This is a genomic window from Chitinophaga japonensis, from assembly GCF_007830125.1.
In the GTDB taxonomy this organism is placed as follows: Bacteria; Bacteroidota; Bacteroidia; order Chitinophagales; family Chitinophagaceae; genus Chitinophaga; species Chitinophaga japonensis.
The window spans coordinates 418,668-443,917 of sequence record NZ_VLLG01000002.1; the positions used below are offsets into that span (position 1 = coordinate 418,668).

Sequence of the window (25,250 nt, forward strand, 5' to 3'; positions counted from 1 at the left end):
ATAGTAACTAGCGTATCAGGTGAATGGCGCCTTTCTTCAGCACCTTGCTGCCATCATCCAGGATGATGCTGCATACATAGATGTATACGCCGGACGGCTGCAGCGTGCCTTTGTAGCTGTCGTCCCATCCCCTGGCCTGGTCCGCGGACTCAAACACCTTTTCTCCCCACTGGTTGAACACCTGCAACTGCACGCTGCGCACATATCCTTCTACTTTGAAGAGGTCGTTAAGACCGTCGCCGTTCGGCGTAAAGGCATTGGGAATGAATAGCTGTCCCGGCAGGGTATGCGTGAGCAGGGCTTCGGAAATACCATCCCCGCAGCCATTCGGGTCAATGGCCTTCACCATCAGCGATACGGCGGTGCCGCCCTGCAAACCGGCAATAATATGGAACAGGCCCTGCGGCCCGGAGGAGGGCGTGATCCAGGTAGTGCCGTTATTGGTGGATACCTGGTAGCTGTCCGCACCCGGCACTGCATCCCAGGCAAAGCGCACCCTGTCAGGGCGCAGCGAATCCACGCGCAGCACCGGCACGGCTATTGCCGGGGCCAGCAGGCCGGTAACCGCCTGACGGGGCCTGGAAACACACCCGTTCAGGTCTGCAGACACATAATAGGTTTGCGTAGCCGTGAGCGGGGCAATGGTCAGGCTGCTTCCGGTGTGCACCAGGTCGCCGCCGCTAAGGGCGTCGTACCAGTTGTACACCACGCCGGTCGCGGGGTCAGCTACGGCCAGCGTTACGCCTGTACCCGGGCAGGCAATCACCGTATCCTGCACAAAGCTGAACACCGCCACTTCTTTTGCTTCCAGCGGTTTGGCGGTATCCGCCACACAGCCTTCCTGCGTAATGGCCCGCAGCGTGACGGTGTAATTTCCGGGTGCGGTGTATTCCTTTACGGGCGCCTGCTCAATGGAAGTAGTGCTGTCACCGAAGTTCCACAAGAAGCGATTCACCACATCCCCGTTCTCTGCCGATACATCGGGGGTGAACTGCGCTACATCATTCATGCAACCGGAGTAAGCGATATCAAAATCCGCTACCGGCGATCCTACCACGTTCACGGTCAGCTCCACTTCCACCGTACTGGCGCAATTCTCAATCACCGGGTGCGTAAAGGCTACCGGCACGGTATATTGCCCGGTGGCAGTGAATTCATATTCTGCCTGCAACTCAAAGCGGTAATAGGACCGGCCGTGTATCCACACGGTATCTACCGGCACCGGGTTTAGCTGTATGCTGTCCGCATCCGGCACCATATTGCTGGTGGCCTTACTGAACTGCCATACAATGCGGGTGGGCTGTACCGGCAACAGTATGCTGTAGCGGAAAGGCGTGCCCACGCAGGTAAAGCGGCTGTAATTACCACTGGAATCATATACGTTGGTAATGCCCGGCAAGCCGGTGAGCTGGCTGATGGAGCGGCCCAGTACAAAACCGTAGCTGTTACTGCCGCCCAACCCGTAAGCAATGGCCGTAAAGGCAGAGTCGCTGTACACGGTGCCCGTAGTATTGGCTGGTTCCCACCGCTTTACTACCACGGTGTATCCCGCCTTGTTAGGATGGGAATAGGTAGAATCAAAAATATTGCCGCCGTCAATGCGCAGGGAGGGAAGGCCGGCCGTGGGAATAACCAGCGTCAGGTAGTTATCATCGCCCGTCGCTGCTGCTGAACGGTAGAAATCTGCCCTACGGATGCCATGTCCTACATCAGGCAGGTAAAACATTTCGGGCGCTGTTTGCCCGAAATCACAGGCTACACTGGCGCCAGGTATGAATTGCGCCACCATTACCGGCTTGTCTGCTTCGATATAATCTGCATCGGCGCTTTCGTATTGATAGAAATTATTCACCAGGCCGGTTAAAGGCGCACCATTCAGGGTCACCACCGTAGCGGGGTCTTTTACCAGCACGCGGTAATAGTTGGTTTGCGGTATTTCAGGCGTACCTGCCCTGGAGGTGGGGGCGGTAAGGAATGCCGTACCCCATTGCTGCGCCGGCAGGTTCTGTTGTATGAGGTAATTGCCAAAAGGCACGAAGCTTTCCGCACAGTCAATGAACCCGCGGCTGTTACCAGAGAACACGGCGATGGGATAGCATTTGCCGGAGGCGTTGCTGATGGCCCTGATCTTGCTGCCGCTCAGGTCATAGCCTTCATTCTCCGATTTCACCGCAGCCAGCACCTGGTACACTTCACCCTTTTGCAGCGTCACCACAAAGGGCTCGCCAGGCTGCCGTCCGCCCAGCGTAGGACTGGAAGGCGTGATCTCCACCATCGTGCTGTCATGATCCGCGATCACATAGAACCAGGAATGCACATTGATATCATAGTTGCGCTGTTCCCAGGTGAGTGCATAATACTCATATCCATAAGCGCCAACCGGCAATAGTTGCGTGGAACCTGTCACCGCCAGGATGCCGTCCGCCTGTGCATAAGCTGCTACCGGTTCATCGCTCTCTATTAGAATGCCCCGGTCCGACAGGCCTTCTGTAAGCAGTACCGCGCCGGATACGCCGGTGCGGGGAATAGGATCGCTGGTCACAAAGGTATGGGCCGGCACATGGTATTGCCGTACCCAGGAGGTACCGTTCACCTTCACGGTTACATTGGCATCGTGGTCGCCGCCGCCCACTTTTACAACGAGGCTGGTCACATTGTTATTATGTCCGTATCCTACCCAGAAGCGGGTGCCCAGGTTGGAGGTATCTGCCGCGCTGCTGTCGGTGGGCGGGTATGCTATACCGGGATTTGTGAGGCCGGTTAATTTATCGATATAGTCCAGGTTCGCCCGGGTGATTATGTTTTCCGTAGTATTTACGCTGCTGGCCGTATCCACGGTCCAGGCGCCGGCATCGTCCGTTCTGCCGAGACGGATGCGGGCTTCGCTGTCAATAAATCCCCGCCAGGGGTCCAGGTAATGCTGGCGCACGGTATAATGGAGCGGCGCCACGGGCGTTACATCCGTATCCACGTAAAAGTACATGTAGTCCGTACCGGGGGCCAGCCCCGGCGGCATTACGCCGGAGTACCTTCTTACTGTTATGCTGGATGGCACGGTAGCGCCCCACTGTATCGTATATACGGTATCCGTGCCCAGCATAAAGTGCTGGGTGGTATTGGGCGCGGGGGCGGACGGCACAGGCACGGATGCCACCGGTACGGACGTAGGCACAAATTCATAAGCGCCCAGGTCCGGTACGCCGGCTTTCAGCGTTGCCGGGCGGGGTTGGTGGTGAATGTCCTCATCATTGCCGTTCAACTGTATACCGCGGCCGTGCATCGCCCATACGTCCGGGCTGCTGATTGCCGGCTCCAGGTTAATATTGTTCACAAAGGCCGGCTGGTACACGATGGAATGCACATCCAGGTCGCCGCCGGCACGCCAGTCCGCCAGCGTGGCATATTCATCTGAAAAGCCTTGCTGCACCAGGGTGCCGCCGGTGGTATACAGGAGATTATAGTCGCTGTAGAAGCGCTGGAGATTGCCCAGGTACAGCGCCTTGCCGCCGCCTTCATGTGCAAAGATATTGTTACGGATGTCCACGTAATGCTGATCGTCATAGCCATCCGTAAAGTAGGCGGCGATATTGTTGTTAGCGGATGTAGCGGTACTGTACACCGTGTTGTTGTAACAGGCGGCGTTGATATTGCTGGTGCCGTATAATCCATAGGAATTATTGCCGCTGGTGCCGATGCTAATCACGTTGTTGATGATGCGCGCATTGGCAGTGCCGGATACATGCAGGCCGTAGAGGTTGCCGGCGTTGGCGTCAATGGCGGCTATCCTGTTGCCCCTTATATTACCGGGATCTGCCTGGAATGCCTGGCTGCGCTGCACGGAAATGCCGTATACCGTAGTAGTGGCATTGCTGATGCCCAGCAGGTTGCCGCTTACCTGGTAAGCGCTGTCGCCATCGGCGGTATAGATGCCGTAGGCCGTGTTGCTGAGCGGTGCGGCCATGGTAATGGCATTGTCGGTAATGGCAGTGCCGTTGCTTTGCGCGGCATAAATGCCGTATTGGTAAAACCCGCTCAAAGTGTTGGATGTAATGCGCAGGTTGTTGCTGCGGTTAATGGAGGTACCGGCTATGTAAATGCCGCTGGAGCCGTTGCTGATGGTATTGCCCTGGATCACTACCCCCTTGCCCTTCAGCGGCGCGCCGTAAATGGCCGCCCTGGCAGTGCCTGTAGCAGTGGTAGCGCCGGTGGTAATGATGTTGTTCAGCAGGCTGTCATAAGACGATGTTCCGGCCAGTTCCACTACGCGGCCATATACGCCGGAGGTAGCGGTGATGGATATGTTTTTACAGGTAATATAGCTGGCGCTGTCCAGCTTCAATACATAGTTGGCGGCAGTGGTGCCGTCCGCAGTAAGCGTTACAGCGGTAGCGTCGCCATTGGCCGCGCGGAAGGTCACGCGGCTGGTATCCGATGCGCCGGCTATGCGGCGCATGTATACCTGTTCCGTATAGGTGCCGGGCGCTACATCAAAGGTTACCGCACCGCCAATGCCGCAGGCCATGGCAGCCACCGCTGCATTGAAAGAGGGGTAATCTCCGCTGCCATCGGGATTGATAGTGTATACACCGCCGGGCAAAGGCGCGTTCAACTGCACCTGCGCGGTAGCGGACGTATCGCTGATGCCCGTGCAGCTCACCACACAACGGTAATAGCCGTTGGCTAACGCTTCGGTCTTGAATGTAGGTACATACAAGGTATCGCTGATATCTTCCCAGGGACCGCTGAGCGTAGCGGCACGCTGCCAGCGATAGGTCTGGTAACCGCTCACTGTATTACCGGTCAGGGAAAGGGTGATGATACTGCCCATACACATGCCGGAGTCCGGCGTGGCGGCGGCTGTACCGGCAATAACACCGCTTATGCAAGGTGCGGGTGAAAATTCATACGCGCCAATGTCCGGCGTGGTCGTGCTCCGGTCTGCACCCAGGATATCGCCCAAAACGCCCAGCGGATCGCCGGTATTATCCAGGGGCGCCACGGTGGGCGTCAGGTCGCCGGAAGGCTCGTCCGCGTACACGGGGTCTTCGCTGATGGAATGCAGGTCGCGTTTGGTGATCAGCCGCCATTCATCCAGGGTGGCCCGGGACGCATTACGGTAGCCGATGTAGTTGTTGCCACCCGCGCCGTTGATATAGTAATCGTTCTTGTCCAGCACCAGCGGTATCACATCGCCAATGGCTACGTTAAAACCATGCTTCATGCCGCTGCCGCCGCGGGTGATGGTCACAATATTGTTGCGGAACACTACGCTGTCGCCGGCGAAGGAAATGTAAAAGCCGTTGGTAGCGGCGGTATTATTGCCGGCTAATTGCGTATTGTCCAGGGAAATGGTATTATGCAAAATATTCAGGAAGCGGCCGCCATTGGAATAGATGCCGTATTCCTCACCCGCACCGTTAATGTTATATACCAGGTTATTGATGATATTGGCCGGGATTTCATGCCCGGAGTAGTCCAGGTACATCCCGTAAAAACTGGCCGTGGAAGCAGGATCACCACCAAAGGGGTTAGTGATCCGGTTGCGGCGGACGGATAGCGCCGCATTGGTCTGGTCCAGGTACATTCCGTAAAAATCCCCCACCCCGGCGCGCGACGGGCGGCTAATGATATTCTGTTCGATCAAAGTAGCTTCCGTGCCGATCACGTAAATGCCTCTTTCATAAAAGTCGGAGACGGTATTATTGATCACCCGGTTGCCTTTGATGAAGTTGGAGGACCAGGCAAAATATACCGGGTCGCCGGCAATGGCAATGCCGTAATGCCCACCGGTGATGGTGTTGCTTTCAAACAGGTTGTCGTCGCACCAGGTATCGCCGGTGGCGGTGGGATCATCATGGGCTGCGCTGATCACAATACCGGCAAAAGCGTTGGTGGAAGCAGGAGCCATGCTGCTTTTTATTACACAGCTCTTCACAATATTACTGTCCGCATTGTTCAGCAATTGCACGCCGTAACCGTAGTTACCGGAGCCGGTAGCGTCAATGATCAGGCTGTCAATAATGAAATGACCGCCGCCATCCAGTTTGATCACCGCCCGCTGATCGGTATCATCCCCGCTGTACTGCAACACATTGCCGTTGCCGTTAAACGTAATGGTGTTCACCCCGGATGCGCCGCGCACGGCTTTCATGATCAATTGCTCGTTATAGGGGCCGCTGCCCGGTACCACGTTGAACACCACCGGCCCGTCAATACCGCAGGACAGCGCGCCATAAGCGGCGTTGAAACTGGTAAAGTTGCCGCTGCCGGAAGGCGCATTTTTGTTGATGGTATAAGTACCGGAGGGGAAAGCCTGGTGGACGGTGAGCAGCACCGCACCGGAGCTAGCGCTGCTGCCGCCGCAGCTCACCGTTACCCGGTAATACAGGGTGGTATTGGCGGTAAAGCCGAATTCAGGCGAAACCGTGGCAGCGCCCACCGGCTGGAATGGCCCGGTTTGCGCAGTGGAGGATTCCAACTGGTACGTTTGTCCTGCGCCGGAGGAGTGCCCGCTCAGCGACAGGGTAACGGAAGCGCCTATACATACATCGCTCTGGCTCAGGGTGGCGCTGCCACCCAGCGGCGGCACTACGCAGGGAGGCGCGGCAAATTCATAGGCGCCTATATCCGGCGTGGCCGCGCTGCGCGCCGCACCGGTAATGTCTGTGGCAATACCTGCATTTGCGCCGGTATTGTCCAGCGCCGCGTCCTGCGGATGCAGGTCGCCCCCGGCGAGGTCCACAAACAAGGGATTGGCAGATGCGGAAGCCGCATCCAGGCCGGCGGCCGTTTGCCAGTCGTACAGGGATGTGCGCCCGGTATCATGGATATACCCGGTTTGCCGGATACCAACACCCGCCGGCACATACAGGTTATTATGGTCGGATACAATATCGCTGCTGTAGGTATTGAACCAGATAGCGGTATGCTCCCCGGGGCCGCTGCGGCTCACCACGATGTTATTATTCTGCAGGCGGATGCCGGTAGCGTCCTCCTGGTAAAAACCCCTGGCAAAATGATCTGCCGTGGTGCCGCTGCCAGTACCGTCCAGGGAAATGGTATTGTGGTAGTAGAGCGTGTTGTGGGAAGCGCTGTTGTACAGGCCATACACATTAGCGCCGCCGTTGATGTTATACAACAGGTTGTTGTACACTTTGTTTTCCAGGCCGCCACCCAGTCCTGCTGCGGACATAAAACAGATACCGTAAAAGGTAGCGGAGGAAACTGCTCCGCCGAACATATTGGTGATGGTGTTCCGCGAAAGCGTGAGCCGGGAGTTCAGGTTGGTCACGTAAATGCCGTTCACTGTTCCCGCTGCGGGTGGCGCAGCAGGGCGTGACAGGTAGTTGCTATCCACTACCGTATTGAAAGAGCAGGCAATGTAAATACCTGTTTCCGAAAAGTCCAGCAGGGTATTGCCGGTAATGCGGTTGTTGCCGTTGGCAACAGCGCTGCTGCCCGCCAGCGTAATGCCGTACCGGCCGCCGGTAATGATGTTGTCGGCAAATACATTGGCATCGCATTCCGCTACACCTTCACTAATGGCGGAGCTGTGCGAGCTGCTCACCACGATACCCGCATATTTATCGCCGGACAGTACGGTGGCCGTACTGATATTACAATGACTGATCCTGTTGGAATCGGCATTATTCAGCAAATGAAACCCGTAACCATATTGGGAAGAACCGTTACCTGCGGCGGTAACGGCCAGGTCATTAAAAATGTAGTGATCCCCGCCGTCCAGCTTGATAACGGCCCGGTCGTTGGTGCCGGTAGCCGTATAGGTAATGCCCGCACCGGCCGCGCCATTGAAGGTGATGGTATTGGTGGCAGAGCTGCCGGGCACCTGGTACAGGACAAGCTGTTCATTATAGGTACCGCTGCTGGCGGCTACATTGAACACCACCGGGCCATTAACGCCGCATCTAACATAGTTCCAGGCATCATTGAAACTTTGAAAATTGCCGCTGCCCGCGGGCTGGGTCTTGTCAATGGTAAATGTACCGGACACCGGCAGCGGGGTGGTCACCTGCACGGCTGTGGAAGTAGCGCTGCCGCCGGAAGCGCAGGTCACTATCGCCCGGTAATAGGTGCTGGCGGCCTGGCTGGCTTTATGCGCCGCTGCGGTAGCACCGGGAATATTGCTCCAGCTCACATTATCCGTAGAGGACTGCCATTGATAACTCAGCCCGGTAGCCAGCGATGCGCCGCTCAGCGTGAGCATGAAAGACTCCGCGCCACAGGCCCGGGGCACGCTGGCTACCGCCGTGCCGGCCGTAAGGGTGGTGCTGTTACAAGGGCCTGCCGCCGTCCAGTTAAAAATAATATCCGGCCGGGTGGTTGGGTCGCCCTGGCTGCTGCCACTGGCCGCATCACAAAGATTACCGTTAAAATTCTCACCGATGGTATGGGAGCCGTTGAAGGACAGGCCGGTGGTCCAGGTCACGTAGGGATTGGCCATGCGGCTGTCTGTAGCGCCCGCGTCCGTGCATATCTCGATCACAATGTTATCTGTTCCGTTCCAGAAAAAGGGGATGGCGAAAGGAAAGGAGTTATTGCCCATCACCGGCAAATGATTGGCGGGGCCGTACACCACTGTGGCGCCCGGCTCCCAGGAAGTAGCATTGAGCGAACCGGAAGCGGTAGTGCCTATTTTGACGGTCATATTGTCCACCGCTGAATTGGCGCCTACATACATGCCCAGGTCCGTTACCCTGAACCGGATGGCGTTGATATTGCCTGCCGCCATGCCGGCAGTTGCCAGTTCGGAGGCCAGGTACAGGAACTGCATGCGGGTAGCATCATAGCTGTCTGCCAACGGGCAGGGATATACCCAGTCTGTATTGCCGGTGGCGCCGTTACCTATGGCAATGTCCGTTTGGGCATAGGTGTTAGCTGACAGCAACAGTGTTAGCAATACAATACAATTAAAGGAAAAGTGGCGGTAAAAATGAGGCATAAGCAACCGTGTTTCATCTGTTAAATAACTCGGTGAAATTAGCAGGCATCCTGCTGGCGGGCATGAGCGCAAACATTCTATTTTAAATATGAATGGAAACCACTAATTTTAGACTCGTCAGCCACAGACATCTTTTAATCCATACCATATGACCCGTAGGAGCTTCGGCCCCCGGTATGGGGCGCCGTTTGTTTGTGGCGAAACCAGCCTTCCCTTTATTTACCGCCTGCTTATGATCCCGCTGCTGCTGGCCTGCCTCGTTTTGCGCGCACAGGAGCCCGGCGTAGTGATCCGCTCCGGGCCCTGCGATACCGCGGAGGTGGACCGCTGCCTGGAAAGATCCCGTCAACTGGTGGAAGTACATGACGACAGCGTGGCCTATTACCTGCGAATGGCCGTACAGCAAAGCTATCACTGCAATTTCCATGACCGGATCATTATCTCCCTTACGGAGCTGGCGGCGTGGCATTTTGGCCACAGCACGGATCAGGCCATCCGTTATGCTCACCTGGCCATACGGGAGCACCAGCAGCGCAGTCCTACCAGTAAAAGAGGGGGACAGATCATTTACAAGGCCTATAATGTATTGGCCAAAAGCTATGAAACGAGAGGCATGATCGACTCTTCCGCTTACTATTATTACCTGCTGAACGATGTGATCGAGAACGGCACCATCACCGACCCGGAGTATGCCGTAGCGGTATACAGCCAGTTGGCCCTTTTCTGGCTCAACAGCCACTGGGATGTGAACGAAGGCAATGTAGAAGCCACCCGATTTTTCATTGAGCGGTCCAAAGCAGCCGAAGCGTATTTAAAAGATAGCTCCATGCAGGCTTACATGAGCTACCTGCTGCAGGGCGCGTATTATTTCTGTGTTGGGCGCTACGATTCCTCCCGGTATTACTATCATGCTTTCCTGGCGCAACGGCAGCGTGCAGGCACTTCCAATGCCACCTGGGAAGCGGCCATTTACCTGAACATAAGCGAAACCTACCTGGCGGAAAACAACACACGGGAAGCGATCCAATACATCCGGCAAACGCTGGCCCTGCGGGACCGGCTGGCGGGCGCCCCCCGCTACCTGCTGCTGGCCCGGCTCTACCTGTCCAAAGCCTATTACCTGGAAAAGTCCTACCATAAGAGCATCGCGGCATTTGAGGCGGCCTTCCGGGAAACCAGCGGGGAGTCCATGCTGGGCAAGGAAGTGATAGCCGCCTACCAGACCGTCTCCAACGCCTACGAAGCGCTGAATATGCCGCAGCAGGCGCTGGCTTACAAGAATACCTACATTCAGTTGCATGACAGCCTGATGAAAAAAGATAAACTGGACCTGATGAACCGGCTGCAGATGAAATTCCGCGTAGCGGAAAAAGATAAAGCGCTGGCGGAGCAAAAGCTGATCATTACGGAAAGCGAGAACGACGCCCGCAGGAAGAATTCCCTGATAGCGGCCGTTTCCATGCTCACGGTTTTCCTGCTGATCGTTTTTATACTGTGGCAGCGCAGCAACCGGCACAAACAGCACCTGCAGCAAAAGACCATCAACAATTTCCAGCAGAAAATGGAGATCGCCAGCCTGAATGCCACCATCAACGGCGCGGAAAAGGAAAGGGCCCGGATTGCGCGGGAACTGCACGACGGCATCGGCGGCCTGCTGGCAGCCGCCAAAATGAACTTTGAAATGGTAAAGGCCACCTACCACCTGCACAACAGGACCGACTTTATGGACGGGCTATCCCTGCTTTCGGAAGCAGCTACCGAATTACGGAAAACAGCGCACAACATGATGCCCGAAATACTGCTGCAGGAAGGGCTGGTGGAAGCAGTAAGCCATTTCTGCAGCACGGTGGCCCGCAACAGCGGCACCCATATCCATTTCCAGACCTCCGGCGCCATCCGCGCCTTTGACCCGAACTTTGAGCTGGCCGTATACCGCGTAATACAGGAGCTGGTGCATAATGTGCTGAAGCACGCCGCCGCCACGGAAGCCATTATCCAGATGGGCTTTAGTGAAGACGTATTTGACCTGAGCATAGAGGATAACGGCATCGGCATGCCGGACAATATACTGTCCGTCAGGAGCGGTATTGGGCTGAAAAGCATTGCGGAACGGCTGAAGATCATTCACGGGAAAATGGACATCCGCAACCTGCCGGGCGGCGGCGCTGGCATCTACCTGGAAATAAACCTGCAAAAAGAAAATATCGCTACCCTATGATACAAATCGCTATTGCAGACGATCATGCCCTGATCCTGAACGGGCTGCAGAAAATCATTGCCAGCCATCCTGATATGCAAGTGACCGGGGCCTATATGAACGGGGAAAGCCTGCTGGGCGGGCTGGCCCTTCAACAACCCGACATCCTGCTGCTGGACATCCAGATGCCCGGGCAGAACGGCATTGAGCTGGCGGGCATCATCCACAAAAAATATCCTTCGGTGAAAATAATCGCCCTGACCAACATTGAAGTGCTACCACAGGTAAAGAAAATGATGCGGCAGGGCTGCAGCGGCTATTTCCTGAAAGACGTGGCGCCGGACGAGCTGATCTGCGCCATCCGCAGCGTATATGAGGGAGAGGAAGCAGTACACGAACGGCTGCGCAAGGAGCTGACCCGCCACTTTTTCACCAGCGACCACCCCACCGTGATCACCCGCCGGGAAGTGGAAATACTACGGCTCATCGCAGACGAGCACACCAATCCCGAGATAGCGGACAAACTGTGCATCAGCCTGCATACTGTCGAGAATCATCGTAACCGTATACTGCAGAAGCTGGGCGTAAAGAACACGGCGGGCCTTATTCGGAAGGCGATAGAACAGGGGCTGATATAGCCCCGTCCGCAGCCGGCAGTTCTTTCCGCTTCAGCCAGCAAACAACCGCCACGATCACCGTGGCAATGGGCAGCCCGATGCCAAATTCGTCGATATAAAGCCTCGTATCACCGGTATCCACCGTAAGTGGTGTAAACATCGTTTGGATGAACAGGTTATGGCTGGCGTGCAGGATGGCGCCGGTCCACAGGCTGCCGGATTTCATCCTGAACCAGGTGTATATAAAACAGGCGGCTATCACCAGCACCGTAAAGCAGATGAGCGCCAGCCATTTGGGACCGCCCAGGTTATAATCAGCCAGCAGCAATAAGGGATAATGGTAAATGGACCAGATCACGCCCATCCACAAAGAGGTAGCGGTATAGGAATTAAGCCTGGCCAGTTGCGGCGTGAGAAATCCCCGCCAGCCGATCTCCTCGCCCAAAGCGGAGCCAAGGGAACGGGCCATGCCAAAGGTGCCGGCCAGCAGCACAAAGAAGAAGATCACCCAGCCATCCGGCAGGGACCAGCCAAAGCCTTTGGCTACGCCGGCCACAAACTCCCTGTCATAAAAGCCGCCCTTACCGCTGATCCAGATCACAGCATAGGCAGCCAGGGTGTACAAAAAGGGAATAGCGTAGGCCCATAACTGGTATTTGGTCTTTCCCCACTGCCATCCCAGCGATGCAATGGGTATGCCTCTCAGGCGGCAGGTGATCAACGCGGCCAGTCCCGGGCACCACATAATGAGCAAGGCAAATGACACCGGGCTGTGGCCCGCTGCAATGCTGCCGCTGCGCGCACACAGGTAATAAACAGGCAGGCATAGCAGTGTAGTGATCACCAGGAAGGTGGCAATGTTTTTCCGGATCTCGGGTTTTGCAGGTTTGTTTTCCATAAGGTTTATTGAAAGGGTTCAGGAAGATAGCGGGTACTGATCCACCTCACATCCAGGTTGCTGCTGAAGAAAAAGTATTGCCCGTCGGGCGTCAGGTAGCCGCAGTATTCATAGGTATCTGTATTGATGCGCGGGCCGGCATTACGCGCGGCGCTCCATTTGCCGGCAGTGCGCCTGGTATAATAAATATCTGCGGAGCCGTGGCCGTCTGCCCGGTCCACCGCGGTGAAAAGCAGCAACTGTTCATCCGGCGAAATGCAGGGATCATGCTCCATAGCCGGCGAGTTCACCGCCGGGCCCAGGTTTTCCGGCGTGGTGTACCGCCCGTTCTCCAGGCGGCTGACGTAGATATCAAATGAGCCATACCCTCCTGTGCGCGAAGAGGCGAAATAGATATTGCCGTTCTGCGAGAGGGACACGTAATACTCCGTACTGTCGGAATTGACCGCAGCCAGGTTTTCCGGTGCGGACCAGGCACCATTTGCCTGCGGGCGTATGCGCCAGATATCGTAGTCCGGGATGGTGTCTGATGCATGCCGGGGGCGGTTGGAAATATAATAGAGCGCGCCATCGGGACCAAAGAAGGGATCGGCCTGGGAGTAAGCCGCTTCATTGAACGGGGCTGCTACCGGCGCTGTCCATTGCTCCCCGTCATACCTGGAACAAAGCATCTGCCAGCGGCCGCCGGAGGAGCGGCAAAAGTAAAAAGACCGGCCATCCGGCGAAAAAGCGGCGTTGAAATCAAGCGAATCCCCCGAGACGATGCCCGGCAAAAAGCGAAGGGCCACCGAGTCCGGCAGAGGCGCCGGGTAAGGGATCTGCGCATCGGCAGCAGTCTGGCAGCGCGCAGCAGTGAACCAGCAGGCCAGCAGGCAACAGTAGCGGATATAGTTCATGGTATAGTAAAATACGGATTTAAATGCAAATGGGGCTGACATCACTGTCAGCCCCATGGTTCCATCAACTGTAAATGCCGTGCTTAGAATCTGAAAGCCGCACTGGCAGAAAATCTTCTCGGCATCTGCGGTTCTATGGTAGACCAGCCTTTATAATATTCCTTGTTGGTAATGTTATCCAGCTTCAGGTTGATGCTGAATTTGTCTGCATTGTAGAACAGGGAGCCATTCAACACCACATAGGAAGGCAGGGTAAAAACGCCGGTGGTCACCCGGTTCAGGATCATGTTCTCCCCGGAATAGTTACCGCCAAAACCAATGCCGAAGCCCTTTACCGGGCCGCCGGTAAACCGGTAGCTGGCCCATAAATTGGCCTGGTGCCCGGGGCCGGCTTCTTCGGGGCGCCGGTCCAGGTAGTCCTTGTCGGTAGTTTCCGTAAGCTTGCTGTCGTTATAGGCATAGCCGGCCACAATGTGCAGCCCTGCAATGGGTGTGGCTACCAGCTCTGCGTCTATACCCCGGCTGTAGCGGTTGCCGCCCTGGGTGTAAAACCCTACACGGCTGGCTTCCTGCATCACAATATCAGATACTTTGATGTCATAATAGCTCAAGGTAGCCGTGAGCAGGCCGCCGATGGCATTTACTTTCACCCCGCCTTCCCATTGGTTGGCGTGCTCGGGGTCAAAAGTTTTGGTGCTGCCATCGTTCTGCAAACGGGGCGCCTGGTTCACAAAACCATTCATATAGTTGGCAAATACAGACATGGTATTGGGAATGAACTGGTATACCAGGCCAAATTTGGGCGACAACGCGGTTTGGCTGTATTTGTCGGCTTCGCCGGCGGTAAGGCCGCCATTCTTGAAATGGTCTACCCGCAGGCTGGCCATAGCGGACAACTGCGGCGTGAAGTTGAACACATCGGAGATGTAGGCGCTGTACACTTCCTGCGTTACGTTGGAATTAGTAACAGTGGCGCCCTGTAGCAGGGAGTCCATATGCTCCCTGGACAGGATACCGGTGTCATCCAATCCTATGATCACGGCGCCATTTCCCACATAGCCGGTGCTGTTATTGATAGTATTACTATTAAAATAATCCAGGCCAACCACCACGCGGTTACGCATGCTGCCGATCATAAAATCGCCCAGGAAATTCTGCTGTATATCGGTAGTGGTAGTGGTGGCGTTCTGGTCATTGACGTAGCGGGAGAATACGCTGGGTATATCAGGATAACCCGGTACGTACTGGGATGATTCATACAGGTAGGAATAATACCCCTGAGATTTTGCGGTGCTCCTGGACACCACGGTCTGCGAGGTCCACCGGTCGGATAATTTATACCGCATCTGCGCCTGCAGCGTGGTAGTAGGTGTTTTGATGGTCAGGTTATTGCTGGTATAAGAGCGTTTTTTATCATAGCCCAGCTCTTCCAGGCTTTTCCGGTGCAGCTCCGTGCTCCGGTCAAAGAAAAGCATAGTAGGATTGGTGCCTTCCGCATCCAGGAACTCGGCGTTGAGCAAAAAGGTAAGCCGGTCCGTAGCCTTGTAAGTAAGGGCGGGCGCAATGAAGCGGGTTTTCCTGAAACCGGCGTCCTGGAAGCTCTGCTCATCATGATACGCACCGTTCACGCGCAGCAGCACCTTGCCGTCCTTGTCCAGCGGGGTATTGATGTCGGCTGTAAAGCGGTTCAGGCCGTAGCTGCCGCCGGTGTAGCTGATCTCGCCGCCAAAGTGCTCGTAAGGGCGCTTGGTGATGGTATTGATCAAACCGCCATAGGAAATAACGGTGCCGCCAAACAAAGTGCCGGAGGGGCCTCTCACCACTTCTATCCTTTCTACATTGGCTACATCCAGTCCCCCGTTGGTAAGGCCCGGCAGGCCGTTTACCAGGGTGGGCTGCACGGCAAAGCCGCGCAGGGAGTAATAGCCGGCGCCATCGCCGCCGCGGCCGGTAGAGGACCACAGCTTGCCAAGGCCGGGCGCGTTCTTCAAGGCATCGTCATAGCTGGTCACCACCTGTTCTTTTATCAGGTTGCCGGAGATCACGGAGTATACCTGCGGGTTCTCGATGTTCTTCAGCGGCAGCTTGGCCACGTATTCGCTGCGGGAACGGGTGAGCCGGTTATGGTTACCGGTGATCACCACTTCGCTCAGCTTCTTTTCAGAAAGATTGAGCTGCAGGTCCACCGTAATGGTTTGCCCTTTTTCCACGGTTACGGTCTGCGTCACGGTCTCATAGCCTATCAGCGATACTTCCACGGTGTAGGTACCGGGATTGACATTGCGCAGCGTGAAAACGCCCTGGTCGTCCGTCAGCGTGTTCTTCCGGGTGCCTTTCAGTTGCACGGATACGGCCGGCGCGGGTTTGTTATCTGAAGTTCTTACAATGCCTTTGATGATGCCCCCGTTGTCCGTTTCATTCGCATAAAGCGAGCCGATGCCCAGGAGGCAGGAGAAAATAAAAAATACTGTTTTCTGTAAAAATACCTTGTACGTTGTGTTGTCCATAATAATCCCTATCTAATTCAGCCGCAAAGTTCTTCCAGGAGGCGCCGGTGTAGTACCTCCGATCGGGAAAAATATTTACGCAAAAGGGAAAATTATGGCTGCTCAGGCGTAGGCCGCTTCCTTGTTGTACTTGTGCCGGTAATCCACCGGCGACATGCCGGTTATTTTCTTGAAGATGGTGCGGAATGCCTTGGTATCGTTGTAGCCTACGTCGTACATCACCTCCGTGACGTTCTTGTTGCTGGATTCCAGCATTTTTTTGGCGGCTTCTATTTTTACGCGCTGAATGTATTCGAGAGGCGTGTTGTTGGTGGCTTTTTTGAAGCGCCGTACAAAATGCCGCCGCCCGATGGCGAATTTCACGGCCAGCTCCTCCACGGAGATCTTCTCCGCTATATTGCTTTCAATAAATTCCTGCGCTTCTTTGATGGGCTCGTCCTCGTGTTTCTTCTGCCCGTTGAACATGATGAAAGGCGACTGGCTTTTACGGTCTATCTCCAGGGCGAAGAACTTGGCGGCCTGGATGGCCATCTCCCGGCTGGTATATTTTTCCACCAGGTGCAGCAGCAGGTTCCAGTAAGAGCTGGCTCCTCCGCTGGAGTACACGCCCTGCTCCTCGGATATGATCCGGCCGTCTATCAGCTCCACTTCGGGGAACATTTCCCGGAACTCATCCGCATACAGCCAGTGGGTAGAGCATTCCCGGCCGTTCAGCAAACCGGTGGCCGCCAGCAGGAAAGCGCCGATGCAAAGGCTGGCCACTTCCGCGCCGCGGCTGTGGTGCCGGATGATCCAGGGAATGAAATCCCGGTTGATCTCCACCGCCCTTTTCATGTCGCCGCTCAGGGCCGGAACCAGGATCAGGTCTGTTTGCTTCACATCATCCACCAATACATCCGGGTGCACGGAGAAGATGCCGTTATTCAGGGGCACATCCCTGGTGAGGCCTACCAACTGCACCTTGAACAGGGGGGCCTGGCCCCTTGCCTCAAGGAACTGGTTTACAGCCGTAAACATGTAACGCGGGTCAACGATGCTGGTTGGCACGGCTTCGTTCGGGACAATGATGGAGATATGCTTCATATCAGTTGCGTGGTTTAAGTAAACTTTCCAAATTTAAGCGCTTTGGGCAACTATCGCAAATCCGGCTCCCACCGGGCGCCACTAGATAAAAAAGTCGTAATTGCCCCCTTTAAAAGTCGCGTTTGTACGTTACCCGGCTTACCGGGCCGGGGTACCTTTGCAGGAGAGAGCTATACTAACCCTTAAGCGCACTAACTATGAGAAAAGTAATCGTATCGATGAATGTTACACTGGACGGCTTCATGGCTGGGCGCAACTGCGAGCTGGACTGGCATTTCAGTTACTGGAACGAAGAAATGGCGGAACAGGCCTGCGAGCGGCTGAGCAGGATAGACACCATCCTGCTGGGCAGGGTCACCTACCAGGCTATGGCGGCGTACTGGCCCTACCAGGCTTTTAACAGCTCCTTTCCCAGGGGGCAGCTTGCCTTTGCGGAAATGATGAACAATTACCGGAAAATTGTTTTCTCCAAAACATTGAAAAACACCGCCTGGAACAATTCCCGGCTGGTAACGGCCAACATGCGCGGGGAAATAGCCCGGCTGAAACAGCAGCCCGGCAAGGACATGATCATCTACGGCAGCCGGAGCATTGTTACCGCCCTCATGCGCTCCGGGCTGGTGGATGAGTATGAGCTGTGGGTGCACCCGGTGCTGCTGGGCAAGGGCAAACCCCTGTTCCCCAGCCAGCAGCATATGCGCCAGCTACGCCTGATGAAAACCCGCAGTTTCGCCTCCGGCGTGATCATTCTCTACTACTGCTCGAAGACCGACCCCATATTGCACGCCTGACCGGCGCCGGCCACCTGCCGGCAACCCGCCGGATGCCACCACCTGCAGGCCAATTTCAGCCGGTTTTACTATTTGCGTCTTCATCACAATCCCGGGTTTCGTAGTATTGCCATACCTGCATTCGAAAAACACCTGCTATGACCTGTTTAAAAACACCCCGCCTGCTGGTCATGCTGGGCCTCCTGCTGACGACGGCCACAGCAAGCCACGCCCAGCTTCTGGACAAGATCCAGCGAAAAGTAAAGAACCGGGTGGACCGGAAGATCGACCAGACCATTGACAAGGGCCTGGATAAGGCCGAAAAAGGCATTGACGACGCTGCCAAAAGCGACAAGACGGAAAACAAAGGCTCCACTGCTCCCGGCCACCCCGGCGCTGCTGATAACGTCAGCAACGACGCTGCCGCCGGCCTCCGCGTAAATTCCAAATATGATTTTGTGCCCGGGGAAAACCTGCTGTTTGCAGATGATTTCCTTGCAGATAATACCGGGGATTTCCCCGCGCACTGGAACACCAACGGCTCTGGTGAAGTGGTGACCCTGAACGGGCTGCCGGACAAGTGGCTGAAAGTGCCGGATAATACGATCAGTTTCCCGGAAACCAACAAGGTGCTGCCGGAGAGCTTCACCATCGAGTTTGACCTGCTGTACCCAAAAGGCAGCACCCGCACGCCCGTGACCTTCGGGTTTTCCGAAAACAGCAACCCCGCCAAAAACGGCTTGCGCTATAAAAAGCTGCTCTACTTTAAAATAGACCACTTCCAGGACCTGGTTGGCTACAGCACGTCCCTGTACTCAGGCCGCGAGGAGAATAAAGCCTACCCGGTGAACGGGATGGCGGGTAAGATCATGCGCGTGAGCATCAGCGTTCATAAATCCCGCATCCGCCTGTACCTGGACCAGGATAAAGTGTTTGACCTGCCCCGTGGCTTTGAGCCCTCGTCCCTGCGCAACAATTTCCACTTCCGGGCGGCTGAAATAATACCTGCCGCCAAACAACCCTTCTACGTAGCGCACCTGCGTATCGCTGCGGGCGGCACCGATCTGCGCAGTCAACTGCTGGCCGCCGGCAAGGTATCTACCAGCGGCATCCTGTTCGATGTGAACGCCGCCCGGATAAAGCCTTCCTCTTACGGCATTATCCGCGAGATAGCCATGGCCCTGCAGGAAAACGCCGACCTGCGCCTGAAGATCGTCGGGCACACCGACAGCGACGGCGCGGACAACGCCAACCTGGACCTTTCCAAACGCCGGGCCGAAGCGGTAAAGGCCGCGCTGCAGGAAACCTATGGCATTGATGGCGCCCGCCTGCAAAGCGACGGCAAAGGCGAATCGCAGCCGGTAGCCGGCAACCAGTCGCCTGAAGGGAAGGCAAAGAACCGGCGGGTGGAATTTATTGTGCAGAAATAAGCGCCCGGCCGTCCTTCTTCGTTTACCCGTATGGTGCATGCATTTTCCTTTGTCGCAATTCCCCCTGTACAAAGTCGTTTTTACACAGCGTCACTGTGCGCAGATGCCCGTATGTTTGCATGGTCAACTTAAAACAAGCATATCATGGCAACGAAAATTTTTGTGAACTTACCAGTAAAGGATCTTAAAAGGTCCATGGATTTTTATGCACAGCTCGGGTACTCCTTTAACCCCCAATTCACGGACGACAAGGCGGCCTGCATGGTGATCAGCGAGGACATCTACACCATGCTGCTGGTTGAAGAATTCTTTAAAACATTTACCAAAAAGGCGATCGCGGACGCTTCCAAAACCACGGAGGTGATCCTGAGCCTTTCTGCCGACAGCCGGCAGCAAGTAGAGGAGCAGGTAAAGAAAGCGGTAGCCGCCGGCGGCACTACGCCTAATGAGCCGCAGGATCACGGTTTTATGTACCAGCACGGTTTCCAGGACCCGGACGGCCACCTGTGGGAGCTGGTATACATGGACCCCAGCGCCATACAGCAACAGGGATAAAAAAATGTAAAAGGGAGAAAGCAGAAGGGAAAAGGGACGCAGAGTCTGTTCTTCTTTTGCGGCTTTTTCCTTTCTCCCTGTTCCCTTTTCCCCTTTTACATTTTACATTTAATGATACCCCGGGTTTTCCACCAGGTTGGGATTATTACCGGTACGTGCAGTGGTCAGCGGTAAGTAGTAATTACGCTCATAGAACACCGGGTTGGAAGTGGCGCCGTCAATATGCTCCGTCACTTCCAGCCGGTATTTGCCGCTGGCGAAATCCAGGATATAGCGCAGGCCGCTGCGGTTCACGGACAACAGGTCCACGGCCACCCGCCAGCGGCGCAGGTCCCAGTAGCGGTGCCCTTCAAAGGCCAGCTCCACTTTTCTTTCCTGCCGTATCTTTTCCCGGCTGATGGATGTTAACGCAGCTATACCTGCCCGCTCCCTTACCTGGTTCACGGCAGCCAGCGCCTCGCCGGCTTTGCCCAGCTCAAAAGCGGCTTCCGCATAGTTCAGCAATATCTCCGCGTAGCGGAACAACTGCCAGTCCGTACCCGAAGTGGCGCGCTCGCTCATGTTATCCTTGCTTTCTTCCAGGTACTTCATGACGCCAAAACCGGTGCCGAAGCTGTTGTCTACCGACTGCACCCCTTTTGCCGGCACGTTCTGGTAGGAGCCGCTGTTCTGCACCGTGCCGTCCGGCAGCAGCAGGCCGTTGTGAAAATCCACGGCGCTGCCTTTCCAGGGCGTGCCCTGCGTATAAATGGTAGCATAAAAACGGGGGTCTTTGTCCGCCCACAGCTCCTCCATGCTCCACAGCCCCTGCTGGATGGCCGTTCTGTCCAGCGTACCGGGCGTGCCGTCCACATGCTCATAGGCTTCCGCCATTTCCAGGTACGGCGCGTTCTGGTTGCCGGCATTCCAGGCATGCGGCTTGGGCGCCTGGAAGAAATCCCATACCCAGCCATTGCCGCCGGTATTGCGCTGCACATAGTCATGCCGTTTTGCCCAGATCACTTCCGGGTTATTCTTTTGCAGGAACACATTTTTAAAGTTGACGACTTTGTCGCCGTCTGCATTATACAGCGCATACTGGTGGCTCTGCATGATCTGCGCGGCGGCGTCATATGCCTGCTGGTAATAACCATCCGGCGCTGCGCTGATACCTGTAAGGCCCTGCAGTTCCACTGTGCCGTACTGCGCAATGCTGGCGGCATACAGGGCGGCCCGGCATTTCAGCGCCAGCGCCGTATACTTTGAAGGCCGGCCGTATTCGGTACTGCTGCGGTCCGGCAGCTCATTTACGATCGCGTCCATTTCCGACAGAACAAAATCATAGACCTGCTGTTCCTTATCCCGCTTGCGGTACAGTTCATCATAGGAGGCATTGATGTCCTGCGGTTCGGTGATCAGCGGTACGCCGCCGTAGCGCTTTACCATGGCGAAATAATTATAGGCTCTTAAGAAACGGGCTTCCGCGGTGCGCACTTTGCGGAAATGCTCATCCACCGGCGCTGCCGGCACACGTTTGATGAATTCGTTCAGCGTGCGGATCACCGTGTAGGCATGCTCCCACCAGTCCAGCACGCCGCCGGTAATGGTAATACCGTTGGTCTTGGCCTGCGACTGCCCCACTACCCAGTTGCGCATGCATTCGTCGCTCAGCTCATTCACAATAAAAGGACCGTTCCAGTCATCGCTGGAAGCCCAGTCCGCATTCGGCGTTTCATTGGTGAGGATATACATCTGCAGGTAAGCCTGGGTAAGATAGGCGTCTATCAGCGCCTGGTCGTTCCATACCACGGCGTCTGAAATAGCGTCCAGCGGTTGCTTGTCCAGCACGCCTTTCAGGCAGGAGCTAAAGGCGGCTATACAGAACAGTATATAAACAGTGCGTTTCATAACTTACTTTTTTTTTGCGGGACCTGACCGGTTTTAAAAACCTGTCAGGTGTTAAAAGGAAATATTGGCCCCAACAGAGACGGTCTTTTGCTGCGGGTAGTACCGCCCGCTTTCGCTGGTGGGCGCTTCCGGGTCAATATCGTATTGCCTGAGCTTATTGAAGGTGAGGATATTGGTGGCAGCTATGTACAGGCGGATGCGGCTCACTTTTATGCGGTCCAGGAGCGTTTTGGGCAGGCTGTATCCCAATGATGCCATTTTCAGGCGCATATAGCCGGCCCGTTTATAACGGGCATCCGTATAGTAATTATTGGTGCCGGCCCCGCCTATCCTGGGCACCAGCGCATTGGGATCGTTGTGCTCCGGTGTCCAGCGGTTTTCATACACGTAGGTGGGATAGGTTTTACCCTGTACAAAAGTAATGTAGGTATAGTGCCCCATGGCTCCCTGGAACAGGGCAGAAAAATCAAAATCCCGGTAGCGCAGGTCGGCGCTAAGCCCCATCATCCAGTGCGGGGTGGTGCCCTGGCCTATTTCCACCTGGTCTTTCCAGTCTATTACCTGGTCGCCGTTCACATCTCGCAGGCGCAGGTCGCCGGGGCGCAGGGTGGTATTGCCTTTCTGGTCCTGGTCAAAGGGCAGCTTGTTAATTTCTTCCTGCGAGGTGAAAATCCCGTCGGCCAGGTAGCCAAACTGGCGGTCCACCCATTTGCCGGAGCGGCCGTTGATCCGGGCCTGGTCCGGGTCCGTATAATCCGGCTCCTCGTAATGATCCCATTTGGCCCTGGACCAGGATACATTGCCGCTCAGGTCCCAGCTCAGGTCCCCGCTGCGGCCGGTGGTGCCCAGGCTCAGCTCAAAGCCGCGATCGTTCAGGCTGTTGAGGTTTTCCGGCGGCAGGGTGGCGCCAAAGGAAGAAGGAACGGTGGTAGCCCTGTTGGCCAATATGCCGGCGCGCTGGCGGTAAAAAACGTCCAGCTCTCCATACAGCCTGCTGCGAAACAGGGAAAACTCCAGGCCCGCATTGTAGGTGCTGATCTTCTCCCAGGTCATGTAAGGATTGGGCAGCCCTTTGGACGCCAGCCCCTGTTGCGGGCCCTGGCCCAGTATGTAGGGCCATTGCGAAAGCTGGTAGCCGGAGAGGTACTGGAAATTGCCGATGCCGTCATTACCGGCGGCACCATAGCTGGCCCGCAGCTTCAGGTTATCCATAAAGCCCACTCCTTTCAGGAAGGGCTCCTCCGTTGCCCGCCAGCCCAGCGATACGCCGGGGAAATAACCCCAACGGCTATTGGCGGGAAACCTGGCGGAAGCATCTGCCCGCAGGATGCCTTCCAGCAGGTATTTATCGCGGTAAGCGTAATTCAGCCGCCCTACATAGCTCATGCGGCCCATTTCCGTAGCGCTCCCGTTATTGGAAGCCCCCACGGTGCTGCCTGCATACAACTGGTCAATAGCGGGCGTGAGATAATCTTTCCGGGCGGCGCTGATCCAGTCACCACTATAGTCGATGGCCTCGTACAGCGCCAGGGCGGTGATATGATGGTCCTGCGCAAAGGTTTTATCGTACTTAAGAGAATACTGCACGGTCAGCACCCGGCTTTTATCATCGCGCGTGCTCAGGGAGGCTTTGGAGCCGTAAGCCCCGGCTACGGTGTACACCTGGCTGGCGGGATCATAGGTATACAGCGTGACCGGCTTCACAAACACGCGGTTGGATACATAGTCACCGGCATAGTTCAGGAAAGCCCTGGCCGATAATCCATCTATGAACTTAAAGCGGTAGTTCAATGCCAGTGATCCGCGCAGGCTCAGGCCATCGGTATTGTTATAGCCGGACAGCTCGCTGTTGCTCACTACATGCGCGCCGCCTGTGCCGTTGCCATCCGCAAAGGGTATTTTGGAAGGATCGGGGAGGCGCGCAGGATAAACAGGCAGGGTGTTCCAGAAATAGCCCCAGGCGCTGGATTCCCCGGACTCCAGGGATACCTGCGGAAAATTGCGGTCTTCTATAATGCTGGCCATGGTCAGTTCCAGGGAAAGGTTGTCCAGTATTTTAGCATCAATGTTAGACTGGAAATTGTACCGCTTGTAATGGCCGCCGTTGTTCTTAAAAACGGTTTCCTGGTCCAGGTAGCCCAGGAAGCCGTAGTATTTGATGGCGTCGCTGCCGCCCCGTATGGCGATGTTGTGCTGCTGCTGGGGCGCCCAGGACCGGATCAGTTCATCATACCAGTCCGTATCGGGAAACAGCGGGTCTGTGCCGGCATAATACTTTTGCACCTGCTCTTCCGTAAAAGGCGCGGTGGCTTCCGGCTTGCCTTCATTCAGGTGCTTTTCCCGGGCCAGCTCCGCATACTGGCCGGCATTTACAGGAGTAGGCATCACGGTGATGCCCTGCCAGGTCCGGGAGGTATTGACGGTAAAGACCGGTTTGCCGGCGGTGCCCCTTTTGGTGGTGACCAGTATAACGCCATTGCCTGCACGCGCGCCGTAGATGGCGGCAGCGGCATCTTTCAGGATGGAAATGGATTCGATCTGGTTCGGGTCCAGGAAACGGAAATCGCTTTCAATCCCGTCTACGATCACCAGCGCGTCGCCAAAGCCGCGGATGCTTAACCTGGCGGCGTCTGCGCCGGGCCGGCCGCTGGATTGCAGGGAGATCAGCCCCGGCAGGCGGCCGGCCAGGGTATTGGCCGTACTGGCCACCGGCGCTTTGGTAATGTCTTTGGAAGTGACGGTAGCAATGGAGCCGGTCACATTCCCCCTTTTCTGCGTGCCGTAGCCCACTACCACCACGGCGTCCAGGTCGGCGCTTTGTTCCAGCAGCGTAACATTCACAGTACCGGCGGCGCTCACGGCGATCTCCTGCGGCGCAAACCCGATGTAGTTAAATACCAGCGTGCCTTTGCCGGCTGCAAGGCGAATGGAATATTTCCCGGCCGCATCCGTGGTGGTGCCGGCAGCCGCGTCTTTTACCTTAATGGTAACACCGGGCAGGGGCTGCCCGTTACGGTCCGTTACCGTGCCGGTCACCACTACCGGTGCTGTTGCCGGCGCAGGCACCGGCGCCGCCGTTTTCTTCACCACCACGGTTTGCTTGCTGATGGTGTAGGAAAGCGGCAGGCCGGCAAAGCACTGGTCCAGCACCGCCGCCAGGGGGGTATTGCTGAACTGCAGGTTGCTGACCGGGGTCTGCACGATGGTGCCGTCGCACAGCACGTTATACCCGGTCTGTTTCCTGATCTCGCTGAATACCTCTTCAAGCGTAGCGCGTTGTTTTTTCATGGTAAGTCCCTGGGCGCTGCAGGTGTTATTCAGCGCCGGTAATGCTACAGTAAACAGGACCAGGAGCAATTGCATGCACAGCCATAGTGGCCGGCAGGCATGCCGCTGCTTCCTGCATAGGTCAGGAGTAAAGTTTTGCATAACTGGAATTTTTTCGCGTTGA

Annotated in this window: 12 protein-coding genes; 5 read left to right on the forward strand and 7 right to left on the reverse strand. The window is 56.0% G+C overall.

Translation table 11 applies throughout. The features are described 5' to 3' along the window. Nucleotides 1-7 precede the first annotated feature (7 nt). Nucleotides 8-8,917 (reverse strand): Ig-like domain-containing protein, encoded by an 8,910-nt coding sequence (locus LX66_RS01630; RefSeq protein WP_158642501.1) that lies wholly within the window; start codon nucleotides 8,915-8,917, stop codon nucleotides 8-10. Between the two features lie 190 nt (nucleotides 8,918-9,107). Between LX66_RS01630 and LX66_RS01635 the strand changes: the two genes are divergently transcribed. Both LX66_RS01635 and LX66_RS01640 read left to right on the forward strand, forming a co-directional pair. Beyond that, nucleotides 9,108-11,177: an ATP-binding protein gene (locus LX66_RS01635; RefSeq protein ID WP_145710151.1), complete on the forward strand. Its 2,070-nt coding sequence runs from the start codon at nucleotides 9,108-9,110 to the stop codon at nucleotides 11,175-11,177. Continuing rightward, nucleotides 11,174-11,794, forward strand: a complete 621-nt coding sequence (locus LX66_RS01640; protein ID WP_145710152.1) for a response regulator transcription factor — start codon at nucleotides 11,174-11,176, stop codon at nucleotides 11,792-11,794. Before LX66_RS01635 ends, LX66_RS01640 begins: the two co-directional genes overlap by 4 nt. Here LX66_RS01640 and LX66_RS01645 read toward each other — a convergent pair. From LX66_RS01645 to LX66_RS01660, 4 genes are all read right to left on the reverse strand, one after another. Next, complete coding sequence (locus LX66_RS01645) at nucleotides 11,760-12,671, reverse strand: CPBP family intramembrane glutamic endopeptidase (protein ID WP_145710153.1); 912 nt, start codon at nucleotides 12,669-12,671, stop codon at nucleotides 11,760-11,762. The two genes, LX66_RS01640 and LX66_RS01645, sit on opposite strands and share 35 nt — an antisense overlap. A 5-nt stretch (nucleotides 12,672-12,676) precedes the next feature. Then, on the reverse strand, nucleotides 12,677-13,567 hold the full coding sequence (locus tag LX66_RS01650) for a TolB family protein (RefSeq protein ID WP_158642502.1): 891 nt from the start codon (nucleotides 13,565-13,567) through the stop codon (nucleotides 12,677-12,679). An 83-nt stretch (nucleotides 13,568-13,650) separates the two neighbouring features. Beyond that, the gene (locus LX66_RS01655) at nucleotides 13,651-16,074 is read right to left on the reverse strand and encodes a TonB-dependent receptor (protein ID WP_145710155.1); all 2,424 of its coding nucleotides are present in this window, start codon (nucleotides 16,072-16,074) and stop codon (nucleotides 13,651-13,653) included. A 102-nt stretch (nucleotides 16,075-16,176) separates the two neighbouring features. Then, on the reverse strand, nucleotides 16,177-17,157 hold the full coding sequence (locus LX66_RS01660; RefSeq protein ID WP_145710156.1) for a GlxA family transcriptional regulator: 981 nt from the start codon (nucleotides 17,155-17,157) through the stop codon (nucleotides 16,177-16,179). A 197-nt stretch (nucleotides 17,158-17,354) separates the two neighbouring features. On the opposite strand from LX66_RS01660, the gene LX66_RS01665 reads away from it, so the two are divergent. The 3 genes from LX66_RS01665 to LX66_RS01675 all read left to right on the forward strand — a co-directional run bounded on the left by LX66_RS01665 (nucleotide 17,355) and on the right by LX66_RS01675 (nucleotide 19,912). After that, a complete protein-coding gene (locus LX66_RS01665; RefSeq protein WP_145710157.1) occupies nucleotides 17,355-17,948 on the forward strand; it encodes a dihydrofolate reductase family protein in 594 nt (197 codons plus the stop codon). A 137-nt stretch (nucleotides 17,949-18,085) separates the two neighbouring features. Continuing rightward, entirely contained in the window at nucleotides 18,086-19,357 is a 1,272-nt protein-coding gene (locus LX66_RS01670) for an OmpA family protein (RefSeq protein WP_145710158.1), read from the forward strand. A gap of 144 nt (nucleotides 19,358-19,501) precedes the next feature. Then, nucleotides 19,502-19,912 carry a VOC family protein gene (locus tag LX66_RS01675; protein WP_145710159.1) on the forward strand — a complete coding sequence of 137 codons (411 nt, stop codon included), beginning with the start codon at nucleotides 19,502-19,504 and terminating at the stop codon, nucleotides 19,910-19,912. Nucleotides 19,913-20,020: 108 nt separating this feature from the next. On the opposite strand, the gene LX66_RS01680 is transcribed toward LX66_RS01675, so the two are convergent. Continuing rightward, nucleotides 20,021-21,799, reverse strand: coding sequence for a RagB/SusD family nutrient uptake outer membrane protein (locus tag LX66_RS01680; RefSeq protein ID WP_145710160.1), 1,779 nt, complete (start codon nucleotides 21,797-21,799; stop codon nucleotides 20,021-20,023). Between the two features lie 51 nt (nucleotides 21,800-21,850). Continuing rightward, complete coding sequence (locus LX66_RS01685) at nucleotides 21,851-25,228, reverse strand: SusC/RagA family TonB-linked outer membrane protein (RefSeq protein WP_145710161.1); 3,378 nt, start codon at nucleotides 25,226-25,228, stop codon at nucleotides 21,851-21,853. Between the last annotated feature and the right edge of the window lie 22 nt (nucleotides 25,229-25,250).

What these genes read in the sequence shown, in the direction of transcription:
- LX66_RS01650 (WP_158642502.1), bottom strand. Translation starts at nt 13,567, where the DNA reads ATGAACTATATCCGCTACTGTTGCCTGCTGGCCTGCTGGTTCACTGCT.
- LX66_RS01685 (WP_145710161.1), bottom strand. Translation starts at nt 25,228, where the DNA reads ATGCAAAACTTTACTCCTGACCTATGCAGGAAGCAGCGGCATGCCTGC.
- LX66_RS01655 (WP_145710155.1), bottom strand. Translation starts at nt 16,074, where the DNA reads ATGGACAACACAACGTACAAGGTATTTTTACAGAAAACAGTATTTTTT.
- LX66_RS01645 (WP_145710153.1), bottom strand. Translation starts at nt 12,671, where the DNA reads ATGGAAAACAAACCTGCAAAACCCGAGATCCGGAAAAACATTGCCACC.
- LX66_RS01670 (WP_145710158.1), top strand. Translation starts at nt 18,086, where the DNA reads ATGACCTGTTTAAAAACACCCCGCCTGCTGGTCATGCTGGGCCTCCTG.
- LX66_RS01665 (WP_145710157.1), top strand. Translation starts at nt 17,355, where the DNA reads ATGAGAAAAGTAATCGTATCGATGAATGTTACACTGGACGGCTTCATG.
- LX66_RS01660 (WP_145710156.1), bottom strand. Translation starts at nt 17,157, where the DNA reads ATGAAGCATATCTCCATCATTGTCCCGAACGAAGCCGTGCCAACCAGC.
- LX66_RS01635 (WP_145710151.1), top strand. Translation starts at nt 9,108, where the DNA reads ATGACCCGTAGGAGCTTCGGCCCCCGGTATGGGGCGCCGTTTGTTTGT.
- LX66_RS01675 (WP_145710159.1), top strand. Translation starts at nt 19,502, where the DNA reads ATGGCAACGAAAATTTTTGTGAACTTACCAGTAAAGGATCTTAAAAGG.
- LX66_RS01680 (WP_145710160.1), bottom strand. Translation starts at nt 21,799, where the DNA reads ATGAAACGCACTGTTTATATACTGTTCTGTATAGCCGCCTTTAGCTCC.
- LX66_RS01640 (WP_145710152.1), top strand. Translation starts at nt 11,174, where the DNA reads ATGATACAAATCGCTATTGCAGACGATCATGCCCTGATCCTGAACGGG.